This is a genomic window from Phreatobacter sp. GW821-FHT04C01 (assembly GCF_059420385.1).
In genome coordinates this window covers 70,069-84,971 of record NZ_JBWKTP010000002.1, presented here as the reverse complement: position 1 = coordinate 84,971, position 14,903 = coordinate 70,069, and the positions used below count along the sequence as shown (strand labels likewise).

At 68.5% G+C, this 14,903-nt stretch carries 10 protein-coding genes and 1 pseudogene; 5 read left to right on the top strand and 6 right to left on the bottom strand.

The window, feature by feature from the left end; all coding sequences use genetic code 11:
• Nucleotides 1-7: 7 nt before the first annotated feature.
• Entirely contained in the window at nt 8-1,114 is a 1,107-nt protein-coding gene (gene psrA / locus AC07WJ_RS07435; RefSeq protein ID WP_494933924.1) for an iron-containing alcohol dehydrogenase PsrA, read from the bottom strand.
• 102 nt (nt 1,115-1,216) lie between these two features.
• Here psrA and AC07WJ_RS07430 point away from each other — a divergent pair, with 102 nt between their 5' ends.
• On the top strand, nt 1,217-2,113 hold the full coding sequence (locus AC07WJ_RS07430; protein WP_494933923.1) for a LysR substrate-binding domain-containing protein: 897 nt from the start codon (nt 1,217-1,219) through the stop codon (nt 2,111-2,113).
• 110 nt (nt 2,114-2,223) lie between these two features.
• Here AC07WJ_RS07430 and AC07WJ_RS07425 read toward each other — a convergent pair whose 3' ends face one another.
• The 4 genes from AC07WJ_RS07425 to AC07WJ_RS07410 all read right to left on the bottom strand — a co-directional run bounded on the left by AC07WJ_RS07425 (nt 2,224) and on the right by AC07WJ_RS07410 (nt 7,581).
• Nucleotides 2,224-3,339, bottom strand: a complete 1,116-nt coding sequence (locus AC07WJ_RS07425; protein WP_494933922.1) for a DUF2855 family protein — start codon at nt 3,337-3,339, stop codon at nt 2,224-2,226.
• Between the two features lie 129 nt (nt 3,340-3,468).
• Nucleotides 3,469-5,124 (bottom strand): acyl-CoA dehydrogenase family protein, encoded by a 1,656-nt coding sequence (locus tag AC07WJ_RS07420; protein ID WP_494933921.1) that lies wholly within the window; start codon nt 5,122-5,124, stop codon nt 3,469-3,471.
• A gap of 261 nt (nt 5,125-5,385) precedes the next feature.
• Complete coding sequence (locus AC07WJ_RS07415) at nt 5,386-6,480, bottom strand: TRAP transporter substrate-binding protein (protein WP_494933920.1); 1,095 nt, start codon at nt 6,478-6,480, stop codon at nt 5,386-5,388.
• Nucleotides 6,481-6,702: 222 nt separating this feature from the next.
• A complete protein-coding gene (locus tag AC07WJ_RS07410; protein WP_494933919.1) occupies nt 6,703-7,581 on the bottom strand; it encodes a LysR substrate-binding domain-containing protein in 879 nt (292 codons plus the stop codon).
• A gap of 229 nt (nt 7,582-7,810) precedes the next feature.
• Between AC07WJ_RS07410 and ilvD the strand changes: the two are divergent.
• Nucleotides 7,811-9,643 (top strand): annotated as a pseudogene (ilvD, locus tag AC07WJ_RS07405) (dihydroxy-acid dehydratase); the annotation flags it as partial.
• A 104-nt stretch (nt 9,644-9,747) separates the two neighbouring features.
• Here the strand turns inward: ilvD and AC07WJ_RS07400 are convergent.
• On the bottom strand, nt 9,748-10,941 hold the full coding sequence (locus AC07WJ_RS07400) for an acetyl-CoA C-acyltransferase (RefSeq protein WP_494933918.1): 1,194 nt from the start codon (nt 10,939-10,941) through the stop codon (nt 9,748-9,750).
• A gap of 94 nt (nt 10,942-11,035) precedes the next feature.
• Here AC07WJ_RS07400 and AC07WJ_RS07395 point away from each other — a divergent pair, with 94 nt between their 5' ends.
• The 3 genes from AC07WJ_RS07395 to AC07WJ_RS07385 all read left to right on the top strand — a co-directional run bounded on the left by AC07WJ_RS07395 (nt 11,036) and on the right by AC07WJ_RS07385 (nt 14,837).
• Nucleotides 11,036-11,635: a TetR/AcrR family transcriptional regulator gene (locus AC07WJ_RS07395; protein WP_494933917.1), complete on the top strand. Its 600-nt coding sequence runs from the start codon at nt 11,036-11,038 to the stop codon at nt 11,633-11,635.
• Nucleotides 11,636-11,741: 106 nt separating this feature from the next.
• Entirely contained in the window at nt 11,742-12,068 is a 327-nt protein-coding gene (locus AC07WJ_RS07390) for a putative quinol monooxygenase (RefSeq protein ID WP_494933916.1), read from the top strand.
• 138 nt (nt 12,069-12,206) lie between these two features.
• Entirely contained in the window at nt 12,207-14,837 is a 2,631-nt protein-coding gene (locus AC07WJ_RS07385) for a sensor domain-containing diguanylate cyclase (RefSeq protein ID WP_494933915.1), read from the top strand.
• The last annotated feature ends 66 nt before the right edge of the window (nt 14,838-14,903 follow it).

Below are 14,903 nucleotides of genomic sequence, written 5' to 3'. Positions count from 1 at the left end.
CCTCCCCTCAGGCCGCCGCGGCCAGGACCGCTTCGCGGCTGCCGATGAAGTTGCGGCCGCGCTCGCCCTTCAGGGCCTCGTCGATCGCGCCGATCCAGTTCTCGCGGGTCACGCCGTAATCGGTCGCGCGGGTCGAGACGCCGAGCGCGGTGAGAAAGCCGTCGAGCAGGTCGGCGCCCTGGAGCAGGTCGTCGCCGAAGATGCGTTTCAGCGCGGCGTCGCAGGCCTCGTCCTTGCCGATGACGCTGCGCATCACCGCCGGCAGGCTGAACGAACAGGCTATGCCGTGGACCGTGCCGTGGTGGAGCGTGAGGTAATAGGACAGCGAATGGGCGAGCGCCGTCTTGGTGTTCGAGAAGGCAAGACCCGCCGACAGGCTGGCGCGGGCGACGCGGGCCCGGAGCGCGACGTCGTCGAGCCGGCGCAGCAGCGGCGGCAGCGCCATCAGGATCTCGCTTGCCGCGAACACCGCATGGTTCGCCGAGACCGGGTTGGCATTGACGTTCCAGATGCTCTCGAGGGCATGGGACAATGCGTCCAGGCCGGTGCTGAGCGTCAGCGCCCTGGGAATGCCGAGCGTCAGCTCCGGATCGAGAATGGCGTGCTCGGGATAGAGGTTCGGGCGGGCGAGCGAATATTTCCGCTTGGCTTCGGTGTCCCAGACGGTCGCCCAGCAGGTGACCTCGCTGCCCGTGCCCGACGTCGTGGGAACCGCGATGATCGGGACGTTGAGCAGCGTCTCGGCGCCGCTGCGGCCCTCGAGATAGGCCTGCACGCGGGAGAAATCGCCGCCCGATGCGGACAGCACCTTGGCCGTGTCGATGACCGAGCCGCCGCCCAGCGCGACGATGGCCTCGGGGGCTTCGGTCGCCGTGCCGAACGTGCGGCACGCGACGCGCAGGCCGTTGAAGCTCGGATTCGGTTCGACATCGCGGACGACGACCGCGGGCTGCCAAGTATGGCGAACGACTTGATCGACGAGCGCGTCGAAATAGGGATTGTCGTTATAGGTCAGCAGGCAATAGCGCCGCCCCTTCAACTTCTCTGCGATCGAGGAGATCGCACCCTCGCCGAACGTTACACTGACGGGGTTGGCGTAGGTCCAGGATGGCACGGCTCTTATCCTCCCAACGGGTCTGCTCTTGTCCCGAAAGGAAGCGCCTCGTCACCCCATATGTCGAATTGATTTACTCTTCCAAGCCTATATAAAAAAACTATGAGGCACACGCAGCTCCGCTCGTTCCACGAGGTCGCCGCGGCCGGCAGCGTGACCGCGGCCGCGCGCCAGCTCCATGTCAGCCAGCCGACGCTCACGACCCAGATACGCGCGCTCGAAGAAGAATATTCCGTCGAGCTGTTCGTCAGGACCGGCGGACGCATGCGGCTGACCGAGGCTGGCCGGCAGCTCCAGCAGATCACCCGGCGCATCTTCGCCGAGGAGGCGGACGCCAGGCATTTCCTGACCGAGAGCAGCGAGTTGCGCACCGGCCATCTCAGGGTTGGCGCCGTCGGCCCGTTTCACGTCACCGAAATGCTCGTCGCCTTCCACGCCCGCTATCCGCAGATGGAGATTTCCGTCTCGGTGGGCAACTCGCACGACGTTCTGCAGAGCCTGCTCGAGTTTCGCTCGGATGTCGCGATCCTCGCCCATGTCGAGCCGGATCCGCGCCTCTGGATTTCCCAATACAGCAAGGATCCGATCGTGGCTTTCGGCCGACGCGACCATCCGCTGTTCGAGCGCGCGCGCGCCGGCATCTCGATCCACGAACTGCACGACCAGGCCATGGTCATGCGAGAACATGGCTCGAACACGCGGCGCGCGACCGAGGAGGCCATGGTCAAGGCCGGTGTCACGCCCCGCATCGTCATGGAAATCGGCAGCCGCGAAGCGGTGCGCGAGGCGGTTGCAAGCGGCGTCGGCTTCGGCGTGGTCTCGGTCGCCGAATATATCGGCGACGACCGGCTCACCTACCTGCCGGTGATCGATGCGCAGATCTACAATTATGCCCGCATCGTCTGCATGCGCGATCGCATCCATTCGCGCCTGATCGGCGCCTTCCTTGCCGTCACCAAGGGGCTGAGAAAGTCCCGGGCGGGTGCCTCGCAACGTTGACCGGCGCCGGGCCGGCGAGGCGCGGAGAACATGGGCCGAAGGCGCGGATCAGCCCCCGCAGCCGCTCACGGCGGCGACGCGATCGATCTCCCCGGCAGGCACCGCACGCGTCAGGGCTTGAGCGACATGATCAGGCCGGTCGCCGGCGAGATCCTGCCTTCCAGCGTATCGTGATAGGCCGCCTTGATCGCCGCCGGCCCATGATGGTCTTCGACCTTCAGCCAGCTATCGACGGAAGCTGACAATTCGGTCCAGACGCCGGCGAAACGCTGCTCCAGTCCGCCCGGGCCCCAGTCGCCATGGCGCTTGGCGATCTGGTCCGGCGCGAAGAAGAATTTCGGCCGCGCGCCCGGCAGATCCATCCGGCCCGCGAGGCCCTCCCAATGGGTGCCGCCGACCCGGCAGGAATAGACCAGCCGCTCGGCGAAACGCTCATGCACCCGGGTCAGCACCGCGGCGCTGCCGGCCATGTCGACATAGACGCTGGGAACCGCGGCATCGAGACCGCCGATGCCGTCATAGGTCACCACCCGGTCGAAATAGCCGACCTCCGCGACAAAGGCGCGGTTGCCCGGCGAGGTCAGCCCGACCACGGCGACATCATGGGCCGCCAGCCGCTTCAGGCAGAAGGCGAGGCCGAGCGAGGTCTTGGACGAAGCGCTCGACACCAGCACCTGGCGCGCACCGAAAAAGCCGTTGTCCTCGAGGAAGTCGGCGATCAGGAAGGACGTCACGACCAGGGGCTTGAGGATCATCTGCACGCTCTCGCCGGTCCGCGAATAGGCCGGATCATGGGCGACCCGTTCGTAGACGTTGTAGACCGCCGGCAGGTTCTTCCGGTGCTCGCTCAGATCGATGAAGCGTTTCGGCGACAGGCGGCCGGGCTCGACCACCAGATGCGAGGACATGGGAAAATAGCCGTAGATCCGCTCGCCGACGGCGAGCCCTTCGGCACCCGACGCGACGACATCGGCGAAGCCCCAGACCGGGATGCGGCCGAAACCTTCGCCCGCCGGGAAGAAGTCCCAATAGGACATCTGGTCGCCAAAGGCGGCATAGGTGATGTTGTTGGCGGTCAGGGCGAAATGATCGAGCGCCAGCACCGCCTTGCCAGCCGCGACCGCCGCCGCGACGTCGATCGGCTCGGTCGTCAGCCGCGACCGGCGCAGGTCATGCCGGCTCACTTCGAAATTCACCGCGTTCAACACCGCAGCGCCTTCGGTCATGCCTGGTCTCCCGTTGGTCCGCGCCACATCCGACGATCCGGCTGGACAGTCGGCGGAACCGGCGGCTGACGCGTATCGATACACGATACCGGACGACGGCCGCCAGATGGTCGAAAGTCGGGCGCGCCCTCAGCCGCCGGCCGCCGCGGAGGCCGCGACCCGCTGCAGGATGGCGTTGATATCGGCGCCTTGCGGCAGGATGCCGTAGGAACGCCCGCCATCATGGGCGATGCGCGTCGCGATGAAGGCATCCGCCACCGCGCGCGGCGTATGCCGCATCAGGAGCGAGGCCTGCAGCGCCAGCGCCATGCGCTCGGCGAACTGACGGGCCTGGGCTTCCTGCGGCACGGATTTCAGGCCGGCCTGCAGGTCGTCGACATAACGGTCGAGACGGGAATCGACGCCGCGCGACAGGGCCAGCTCCTGGGCATAGGCGTCGCGCGCCGCCGGTTCCTTCATCAGCGTGCGCAGGATGTCGAGCGCGATGACGTTGCCCGAGCCTTCCCAGATGGCGTTGAGCGGCGCCTCGCGATAGAGCCGCGGCAGCGGGCTCTCCTCGACATAACCGGCGCCGCCATGGCACTCCATGCATTCATAGACGAAGTTCGGATTGCGCTTGGTCAGCCAATATTTGCCGACCGCCACGGCGAGCCGCGCAAAGGCCTTTTCAGTCTCGCTCTCACCGGAAAAGGCGCGGGCCACCCGCATGGTCAGCGCCGCCGCCGCTTCGTATTCCAGGGCGAGATCGGCGATCACCGCCCGCATCACCGGCTGGTCGATCAGGGTCTTCTGGAAGGCGCGGCGATAGCTGACGTGATGATGGGCCTGGGCCAGTGCCATGCGCATGATGCCGAGCGTGCCGGCCATGGTGTCGAGCCGGGTGTGGTGCACCATGTCGATGATGACGGGGACGCCGCGTCCCTCCTCGCCGAGCAGCACGGCATAGGTGTCGTGATATTCGATCTCGCTCGAGGCGTTCGATTTGTTGCCGAGCTTGTCCTTCAGCCGCATGACCTGCAACGCATTGCGCTCGCCGTCGGGCAGGATGCGCGGCACCAGGAAACAGGACAGGCCGCGCTCGGTATTGGCGAGCGTCAGGAAGCCGTCGCTCATCGGCGCCGAGCAGAACCACTTGTGGCCGACCAGCCGATAGGCCTCGCCGTCGCGCCGCGCGACCGTGCTATTGGCGCGGACGTCGCTGCCGCCCTGCTTCTCGGTCATCGCCATGCCGACCGTGATGCCGGCCTTGCCGGCGATCGGCTTCAGCGGTCCGTCATAGCGGCCGCCGATGATCTTCTCCAGCCAGGGCGCGGTGACGTCGGGCTGATGGCGCAGCGCCGGCACGCTCGCATAGGTCATGCTGATCGGGCACATCACGCCCTGCTCGGCCTCGGTGAACAGCGCCAGCGCCGCCGCGTGCGCGACATGGCTGCCCGGCCGGTTCTCGGCCCAGGCGATGGAATGGATGCGGTGGCGCATCGCGATCTCCATCAGCCGGTGATAGGCCGGATGGAAGCGCACTTCGTCGATGCGCCGGCCGTAGCGGTCGAACACGGTGAGTTCCGGCGGAAAGCGATTGGCCTCCTCGCCGAGCGCCAGCACATCTTCCGAACCCATTTCGGCACCGAGCGCCGACAAAGACTGCTCGACCCATTCGCCACCCTCGCGCCGCGCTGCCTCGTGCAGCACGGGGTCCGACAGGAACAGGTTGCGGCCGGCGAACTCCGGCGGCTGGTTGGTAACGTCGTGAGTGACAAGCCGGGTTGCGGGCGCGTAGCGAGGCATGACCGGTCTCTCCGCATTCTCGTGGGACGCGAAGCTTGCCACGGAACGCCGGCGGCGACCATAGGTTGAAACCGGTGCGTTAGCCCGGCCTGGCGTGCAACCGCCCCATGAGCGACGGGGCGAGCGGCGTCGCGTCGCGAAAAGGGCGCTGGCTTCGGCGTCCTGCACGATGCCCCGCCGTTTTGCGAAGCAGGGACTGCCGGCCGGTCGAACCGGCGGCGCAGCGAGGCCGCGCCACCGGACGGTTATCGTGGCGCGGCGTCAGCGCAGGGTCTGGGCCTGGTTCGACACGAAAGCGTCGAACGGCAGCTCGGCGACGCGGAACCAGACATGCTCCTTCTTCCAGTAGGGCAGCCAGGAATCGTAGAACTTCTTGAAGTTCGGGTTCGAGGCGGCGAGTTCGCCATAAAGCGCGAAAGCCTCCTTGAAGGCGGCCTGCATGACGTCCTGCGGGAAGCCGCGCAGCTCCGCGCCATTGGCCACCAACCGGAACAGCGCATCCGGGTTCTGGTTGTCATATTTGGCGATGCTCAGCAGCAAGGTCTCGGTGCAGGCGGCCTCGACCACTGCCTTGTAATGGGCCGGCAGGGCGTTCCACTTGTCCATGTTGACGACCAGCGGAACGTTGGCGCAGCCCTCCCACCAGCCGGGATAGTAGTAATATTTGGCGACCTTCTGGAAACCCAGCTTCTCGTCGTCATGCGGGCCGGAGAACTCGGCCGCATCGATCGTGCCGCGCTCCAGCGCCGGATAGATGTCGCCGCCGCCGATCTGCTGCGGCACCACGCCGAGGCGGGCCAGGATCGTGCCGCCGAGACCGGCGATGCGGAACTTCAGGCCCCTCAGGTCGGCGACCGACTTGATCTCCTTGCGGAACCAGCCGCCCATCTGCGCGCCGGTATTGCCCGACGGGATCATGTGGACATTGTAGGATTTCATGAACTCGCGGACGAGTTCGATGCCGCCGCCCTGGTGCAGCCAGGCGTTCTGCTGGCGCGTGTTCAGGCCGAAGGGCAGCGAGGTGTCGAAGGCGAAGGCCGGATCCTTGCCGATATAGAAGCTCGACAGCGTATGGCTGCATTCCACCGTGCCGTTCTGCACCGCGTCGAGCGCCTGCAGCGCCGGCACGATCTCGCCGGCGGCGAAGGGCTGGATCTGGAACTGGTTGTCGGTCATCTCCGCCACCCGCTTGGCGAGGTGCGTGCTGAGCCCATAAAGCGTGTCCAGGCTCTTCGGGTAGCTGGAGGTCAGGCGCCAGGAAACTTTCGGCAGCGACTGGGCGATGGCCGGGGTCGCGACCGCTGCTGCGGCGCCGGTGACGAGACCGGAGGTCTTGATGAATTTGCGGCGGTCCATGAGGATTCCTCGTGTCGGGTTCTTGTGGCGGCAAGGGCTGATGGCGGCCATCGAACCGGGCCGCATCGCCGCGCCGCCAGCGAAGGCGCGGAACCTAGCCCGATCACCCTCGCCATTGAACTGTTTTATCGTCGCGGCAGCCCGTCTGGGAAACGGTCCGGTGAAACCCTAGGAAGCCGCGCGGATCGGCCGAAATGAATTCCGCCGATGGCCACGATCGGGCTAGCCGATGCCGGCTTCGGCGGCATCGCCCGGCTTCAGCGACGCATGCAGGTGATCCCGCAGCGCCCGGGTCGCCGCACTGGGCCGGCCGGGCGCCAGATGCAGCGCGATTTCGGACGCCGGCAGAGGCGGCAGGCCGGCCTCGGCGCCGATCAGCCGCAGCCCCGGACGGGCTGTGCCGGCCTTGACCACGGTCACTGCGGCGCCCGAGGCGGCCATCGCCTCGACGGCACCGATGCTCGAACTGCTGAACAAGAGCCGCCAGCGCAGGCCGGCGGCGTTCAGTGCCTCGAGTGCCCATTCCCGATACATGTTCGGTGCCTTGAGCAGGGCCAGCGGCAGCGGCTCGATGCGCGCGCCGTCATGGCTGTCCGAACAGGCCCAGGAGGTGCGCTCGATCCTCAGGACGTCGCCGCGGCCGTCGCCCGCCTTCTGCGTCGCCAGCACCAGGTCGTAGCCGCCGCCGAGATCGTTGAGCAGGTCGCGCGTGAAGCCCGTGGTCACCTCCAGTTCGACGCCCGGATGCGACCGGACGAACCGCGCCAGGGTGTCCGGCAGCACGATCGTCGCATAGTCGTCCATCACGGCGAGCCGCACGGTGCCGCTGACGCCCTTGGCATTGACCACGTCGAGCGCCTCGTCGTGGAGCGCGACGATGCGGCGCGCATAGGCCAGGAAATCCTCGCCGATGCGCGTCAGCTGCACCTCGTGCGGCGAGCGCTGCAGCAGGGTCTGGCCGGCCAACTCCTCGAGCCGGCGGATCTGGGTGCTGATGGTCGACTGGGTCCTGAACAGGGCGGAAGCCGCACGCGTGAAGCTGCGCAGCTCGGCCACGGTGACGAAGCACCTCAGGAGATCGATATCGATGTTTCGCAGCATGTCGGCACGCCCGGTGACGGCGCCAAGCCCGCGAGCGGACGCGCCACGGCCAGGATCGAGCCAAGCAGAGCGCGCCGCAAGCCCCGGCGCGGCGCCGCGCCTGACCACGCCATGATCGATTCCGCCGATGGCTCCGATGCCGCTTTCCAATTTCCCGGCCCGCCTTGCCGCGACTAGCGTCCGGCCGGGCGTCCCGGTGGCGCCAGAGCCGCCGGAAGGAAGCGAACCGATGCCAGCCTTGAGATCGAACATGACGACCGAGGGCCGCGAGCGCGCCGGTGCGCGGGCGCTGTGGCGCGCAACCGGCCTCAAGGACGGCGATTTCGGCAAGCCGATCATCGCCATCGCCAATTCCTATACCCAGTTCGTTCCGGGCCACGTGCACCTGAAGGATGTCGGCGACATCGTCGCCGCCGAGATCTGGGCCGCCGGCGGCGTGCCGCGCGAGTTCCACACCATCGCGGTCGATGACGGCATCGCCAATGGCCATGCCGGCATGCTCTACAGCCTGCCGTCGCGCGAGATCATCGCCGACAGCATCGAATATATGGTCAATGCCCATTGCGCCGACGCGCTGGTCTGCATCTCGAACTGCGACAAGATCACGCCGGGCATGCTGCTCGCGGCCATGCGGCTGAACATACCCACCATCTTCGTCTCGGGCGGCCCGATGGAATCCGGCCGGGTGCCGAACCAACCAGGGGCGCCCCGGCTCGACCTGATCTCGTCGATCCGTCACGGCGCCGATCCGCAGACATCGGATGCGGCGCTCGCCGCGATCGAGCGGGCCGCCTGCCCGACCTGCGGCTCCTGCTCCGGCATGTTCACCGCCAATTCGATGAACTGCCTGACCGAGGCGCTCGGCCTGGCGCTGCCCGGCAACGGCACGCTTCTCGCGACGCACAAGCTGCGGCGCGAACTTTTCACCGAGGCCGGGCGGACGATCGTCGCGCTGGCCCGGCGCTGGTACCGGCAGGACGACGAACGCGCCTTGCCGCGCGGCATCGCCACCGCCTCGGCTTTCACCAATGCCATGACGCTCGACATCGCCATGGGCGGCTCGACCAACACGATCCTGCATCTGCTGGCCGCCGCGCAGGAGGGCGACGTCGCCTTCGACCTGGCCGCGATCGACCAGCTGTCGCGCCGCGTGCCCAATCTCTGCAAGGTGTCGCCGGCCACCGACCGCTACTTCATCGAGGACGTTCACCGCGCCGGCGGCATCATGGCCATCCTCGGCGAACTCGATCGTGCCGGCCTGATCGATCGCGGTACGGCGACCGTGCAGGGCGCTTCGCTCGGCGCGGCGATCGACGCCTGGGACATCCTGCGGTCGGACGACGCGAGGCTCGCCGATTTCTACCGCGCCGCGCCCGGCGGCGTCAGGACCATCGTGCCCTTCGGCCAGGACAAGCGTTATCCCGACCTCGATCGTGACCGCACGGCCGGCTGCATTCGCGACCTCGCCCATGCCTATAGCCGCGACGGCGGGCTGGCGGTGCTGCACGGCAATCTCGCGGACCAGGGCGCCGTGATCAAGACGGCCGCGGTCGCGGCGGAGATGCTGGTGTTCGAAGGCCCAGCCCGGGTGTTCGAATCCCAGGATGACGCGGTGGAGGGCATCCTCGGCGGCCGGGTCGCGGCCGGCGACGTCGTCGTGGTGCGTTATGAAGGACCGCGCGGCGGGCCGGGCATGCAGGAAATGCTGCATCCCACGACCTTTCTCAAGTCGATGAAGCTCGACCGGCATTGCGCGCTCGTCACCGACGGCCGCTTCTCCGGCGGCTCGGGCGGACTGTCGATCGGCCATGTCTCGCCGGAGGCGGCGGGCGGCGGCGTGATCGGCCTGGTCGAGGACGGCGATCTCATCGCCATCGACATCCCGGCGCGCATGCTCATGCTGAAGGTCGAGGCGGCGATCCTGGATCGGCGGCGGCAGGCGATGGAGAGCCCGGGCGGCGCGAACTGGCGGCCGAAATCGCGCACCCGCCTGGTCTCGAAAGCCCTGCAATCCTATGCCGCGACTGTTTCGGACGCGAGCCGAGGGGCGGTTCGCACCATTGCCGCGGCGGCCGAGCCGCACCGGCTGGCAAATGCCCCGGGCACCAGGCAGGGCATGCGCGCGCCCGAAACCGTCGCCTGACCGAGCGGTCGGCCGCGGCCCGCTCAGTTCAGCCGCTCGACGGCGAGCGCGGTCGCCTCGCCGCCGCCGATGCACAGGCTGGCGACGCCGCGCTTCAGGCCCTGGCGTTCCAGCGCATGCAGCAAGGTCACCACGATCCGCGCGCCCGAGGCGCCGATCGGGTGGCCGAGCGCGCAGGCCCCGCCATTGACGTTGACCCGGTCATGGCCGATGTCGAGATCGCGCATCGCCGCCATCACCACCACGGCGAAGGCCTCGTTGATCTCGAACAGATCGACCTCGCGGGCCGACCAGCCGATCCGTGTCAGCAGCTTGCCGATGGCGCCGATCGGCGCGGTGGTGAACCAGGCCGGGTCTTGCGAATGGGTCGCGTGGCCGACGATGCGGGCGATCGGCGTCAGCCCCTGCCGCTCGGCGTCCGAGGCGCGCATGACGACCAGCGCCGCCGCGCCGTCGGCATTGGCGCTCGAGCTCGCCGCGGTCACCGTGCCGCCGGCGCGGAAGGCCGGCTTCAGCGTCGGGATCTTCGCCGCGTCGAGCTTGCGCGGATGCTCGTCCTGGCTGAACACCGTCTCGCCGCCCTTGGCGCCGGCCACGGTGACGGCGATGGTCTCCTTGTCGAAGGCGCCGGTTTCGATCGCCGCCTTGGCGCGCCGGAGCGTCTCGATCGCGTAGGCGTCCTGGGCCTCGCGGGTGAACTGGTAGCGTTCGGCGGTATCCTCGCCGAACGTGCCCATGGCGCGGCCGCCTTCATAGGCGTCTTCGAGCCCGTCGAGCATCATGTGGTCGATCAGGCGATCGTGGCCGGCGCCATAGCCGCCGCGCGCCTTGGCGAGCAGGTAGGGCGCGCCCGACATGCTCTCCATGCCGCCGGCCACCACGATATCGGCCGAACCGGCGGATATCAGGTCGTGGCCGAGCATCAGCGCCTTCATGCCGGAACCGCAGACCTTGTTGACGGTAGTCGCGCCGACCGCATCCGGCAGCCCGGCATGGCGCGCGGCCTGGCGGGCCGGCGCCTGGCCCTGGCCGGCCGGCAGCACGCAGCCCATCAGCACTTCGTCGACGCACTCCGGCGCGAGCCCTGCCCGCTCGACCGCCGAGCGGATCACGCCTGCGCCCAGCTGATGCGCCGGGACGGCGGCGATCTCGCCGCGGAACCGGCCGAGCGGCGTGCGAACGGCGGAGACGATCACGACAGGATCTGATGCGGGCATCGGCATTCTCCTTATTACATGATGCTTGACATATAATACGGAAACCCGCACTCCATCAAGGACCGGGGAGCTGGCCGATCGGGGGATCCTTTCCATGCGTTATGCCGCAGGACATCGCGAGGAAACCCGTCGCCGCGTCATCGACGTCGCGGCGCGCCGTTTCCGCAAGGACGGCATCGAGGCGGCCGGGGTGGCCGGCCTCATGGCCGATGCCGGCCTCACCCACGGCGGCTTCTACGCCCATTTTGCGTCGAAGGAGGCCCTGGTCCGCGACGCGGTCGTTGCGGCGCTGACCGCCGCCCGCGATCACCTGGCGGCCGAGGCCGCGACCGCCCGCGCCGAGGGCCGCGACGGACTTGAAGCGATCGTGACCGCCTATCTGCGCCCGGGCCATCGCGACCGGCCCGAGATCGGCTGTGCGATCGCAAGCCTCGGCGCCGAACTTGCCCGCCACCCGGAAGAGACCCGCGAGGTTCTCACCGACCAGATCCGCGCCACCGTCGCCGTCATCAGGGCCGAGCTGCCGCCGGTATTTTCCGCAAGCGAGGCCGACACCGCCGCCGGGGCCATCTTCTCGACCATGGTCGGCGCCTTGCAGATGGCCCGCGCAGTGACCGATCCAGCGCTGTCCGACGGCTTCCTATCGGGCGCCAAGGCGGCCGCCCTGGCGATCGGCCGGCAGCCGCCGCGCTGAACCGGGGCATTACGCACGTGCCGGTGCCGACATCATGACCTCCGAGGTCATCGACCTGGGCCATGGGGTCCCTAAAAGGGTTGCTCATCCACGATATGGAGCGCCCATGGCCATCGTCTATACCATCGAGATCGCCCTCAAGCCCGGTGCGGCAGCCGCCTTCCTGGCGCTGCTGACGCCGGTTCTCGACGCCATGCGGCACGAGGCGACATTCGTCAACGCGGTGCTGCACCGGGACGGCGGCGACCCGGATCGCTTCATGCTCTACGAAACCTGGGCCGATGCGAGGGATCTCGAGGACGTGCAGATGGCGCGCGCCTACCGCACCGCCTATTGGCAGGGACTGCCGGACCTGTTGCGCGAGCCGCGGCAGGTTGCCGCCTGGCAGCCGCTGCGTGCCGATTTCAAGGCCGAGGCGCCGCGGGCGGGGTAAGGATTCCGACACCCTGCGGGACGGCTCCGCGGGCCCGCACCTTGCAGTGCAACACATTATCAATGCCCCCGGAGAATGATGCGGCGCTTTGCATCGACCGGCCCGACACGGGCGGGTCCATACCGGGGGCTCATGGCCATGGGATTGAGGGATCTGCTGGCGCCGTCGGCGCGGCGGATGACGGTCGTCGCGAGCGTCATCCTCGTCGCCGGGCTGGCCGCGACCTTCGCTGCCCGGACGATCGCCGAACGCTGGATCGCCGCCGACATGCAGCGGCGATTCGTCGCCGATGCCGGCGACACCACCACGGCGGTCGGCGAGCGCCTGCGCACCCATGCCGAGGTCCTGGTCAGCATGCAGGGTCTCTACGCCTCGATCGGCCGTATCGACCGGGCACAGTTCCGCCGCTATGTCGACGTGCTGGATCTGGCGCGCCGCTATCCCGGCTTCCAGGCATTGCAGTCGCTGCGCTATGTCAGGCCGGAAAACCTCGACGCCTTCGTGGCCGAGGTCAGGGGCGATACCAGTGTCGACCCGCAGGGGCAGCCGGACTTCGCCGTCCAGCCTCCGGGGCAGCGCGCCAGCTATAACGTCGTCGAATTCGTCGAACCGTTGCGTGGCAACGAAAACGCCTTCGGCTTCGACGCCGGCGCCAATCCGGCGCAGCTCGATTCGCTTCGCCGCGCCGCCGAGACCGGCCGCCTGGTCGCGACCCCGCCGGTCCGGCTTGTGCAGGACACATCGGGCGGCCAGGGCTTCATCCTGCGCGCGCCGATCTATCGGGTCGGCGAACCGGCCCAGACCGCGTTGCAGCGCATGGCGGCGCTGCGCGGCTTCGTCGCGACCGTCTACCGGATGAACGACCTGATGCGCGGCGTGCTGGATGTCCGCACCTTGCAGCAAATGCATATCCGCGTGGTCGACCGGGGTTACGCCAAGGCGACGCCGGAGGGCGTGATCACGGCCGAGCCGGAGGATGAAGGCGGCATCGCGACCTTGATGTATGACAGCCTGGAGCCCAACCTCCGGCTGGTCACGCCGGTCGCCTCCTCGCCGCTCGGCATCTCGGCCGAGCGATCGCTGGTGGTCGGCGAGCGGGTCTGGCGTGTCGAGCTCACCGCCCGCGCGGGCTCGACCTACGAGCTCGATCGTTCGGTGCCCAACCTGGTGTTCGGCAGCGGCCTGGTGATCAGCCTGCTGGTCACGCTCCTGTCGATCCTCACCATGCGGTCGCGGCGCCTGTCCGGCAGCCTCAGCGCGCTCGACGCCGAACAGCGTGCGCTGGTCGACAACCCCCTGGCCGGCATTCTGTTCACGAGGGGACATCGGATCCTGCGCGGCAACCGGCGCATCGCCGACCTGTGCGGGCGCGCGCCCGACGACCTGCCCGGCAGCGCGATCAATGATCTGGTGGCGACCCAGACCGATGCCGAGGCCTTCGACGCGGCCCTGACCCGGATCCGCGACAGCGCCATGGCGACCGAGGTCCAGCTGCATATTCGCCGCCGGAACGGCACGACGCTGATGGTCGACGCCTATGGCAAGCCGCTGACCGCCGGTGGGCGCAACGGTCCGGGCGAGATCCTCTGGGTCATCCAGGACCGGACCGACGCCCTGCTGGTCGAGGCCGAGCGGCGTGACCATGCCCGCGAGTTGCAGGACGCCAACCGGCGCCTGACCGCCTCGCTGCACGCCGCGCAGATCCGCACCCGGGAGATCGCGCTTCTGACCGAGCTCAGCGGTCTCCTGCAATCCTGCCAGAGCCTCGACGAGATCTTCGCGGCCGTGCAGAGCTATGCCGGCCATCTCTTTCCGGCGGAAGCCGGTGCCCTCTACCTGTTCAACGAGAGCCGCGACGCCGTGCAGCGCGGGGCCCACTGGGGCGCGCTGAAGGCCGATGTCGCCTCGTTCCACCCCGAAGCTTGCTGGGCCCTGCGCCGCGGCCGGACCTTCCCGATGTCCGAAGCCAGCCAGGGGCTGACCTGCGGCCACGCGGCGGCCTGCTGCGCCGTGCCGGGTTCGGCCTTCGTCTGCCAACCGCTGATCGCCCAGAACAATTTGCTGGGCCTGCTCTATCGGGAAATGGCCGAGGAGGAGGCCGCGGGCGCGGCCGCCAATCAGCTGGCGACCATGCTGGCCGAGCAGGTCTCGCTGGCGATCGCCAATCTCGAACTGCGCGAGCAATTGCTCAGCCAGGCCATTCGCGATCCGCTGACCGGACTGCACAACCGCCGCTACCTCCAGGAGGCGCTGACGCGCGAGATCGGCCGCAGCGCGCGTGGCGGCAAGCCGCTGTCGCTGGCCATTCTCGACATCGACCACTTCAAGCGCATCAATGACAGCCACAGCCACGAGGCCGGCGACGCCGTGCTGCGCGATATCGGCCGGATCCTCTACGAGACCGTGCGCAAGACCGACATTGTCGGCCGCTATGGCGGCGAGGAGTTCCTGCTGCTGCTGCCGGGTGTCGGGCTGGCCGCGGCCGAGCAGCGCGCCAACCAGGTGCTCGCCGCGGTGCGCCGCATGCGCGTCGCCTGGTCGGGCGGCACGATCGACGGCATCACCGCCTCGATCGGGCTGGCGGTCATGCCGCTGCACGTCGAAGACGGCGAGGATCTGCTGGCCGTCGCCGATGCCGCACTCTATCGGGCCAAGGACCAGGGCCGGAACCGCGTCGTGGTCACCGACCGCAACGCCGCGTCGCCGGCGCCGCTGCAGCCTTCGGCTGACGCCAAGCCGACGCTCGGTCCGGTCAAGGCGACCCGCTGACGGCGGCAAAGCCTCGGCCACCCATGCGATCGCCGCCTTGGCCGGCGGGCGGCATTTTGCCGGCGC

What these genes read in the sequence shown, in the direction of transcription:
- AC07WJ_RS07430 (WP_494933923.1), top strand. Translation starts at nt 1,217, where the DNA reads ATGAGGCACACGCAGCTCCGCTCGTTCCACGAGGTCGCCGCGGCCGGC.
- AC07WJ_RS07425 (WP_494933922.1), bottom strand. Translation starts at nt 3,339, where the DNA reads ATGACCGAAGGCGCTGCGGTGTTGAACGCGGTGAATTTCGAAGTGAGC.
- AC07WJ_RS07420 (WP_494933921.1), bottom strand. Translation starts at nt 5,124, where the DNA reads ATGCCTCGCTACGCGCCCGCAACCCGGCTTGTCACTCACGACGTTACC.
- AC07WJ_RS07415 (WP_494933920.1), bottom strand. Translation starts at nt 6,480, where the DNA reads ATGGACCGCCGCAAATTCATCAAGACCTCCGGTCTCGTCACCGGCGCC.
- AC07WJ_RS07410 (WP_494933919.1), bottom strand. Translation starts at nt 7,581, where the DNA reads ATGCTGCGAAACATCGATATCGATCTCCTGAGGTGCTTCGTCACCGTG.
- AC07WJ_RS07400 (WP_494933918.1), bottom strand. Translation starts at nt 10,941, where the DNA reads ATGCCCGCATCAGATCCTGTCGTGATCGTCTCCGCCGTTCGCACGCCG.
- AC07WJ_RS07395 (WP_494933917.1), top strand. Translation starts at nt 11,036, where the DNA reads ATGCGTTATGCCGCAGGACATCGCGAGGAAACCCGTCGCCGCGTCATC.
- AC07WJ_RS07390 (WP_494933916.1), top strand. Translation starts at nt 11,742, where the DNA reads ATGGCCATCGTCTATACCATCGAGATCGCCCTCAAGCCCGGTGCGGCA.
- AC07WJ_RS07385 (WP_494933915.1), top strand. Translation starts at nt 12,207, where the DNA reads ATGGGATTGAGGGATCTGCTGGCGCCGTCGGCGCGGCGGATGACGGTC.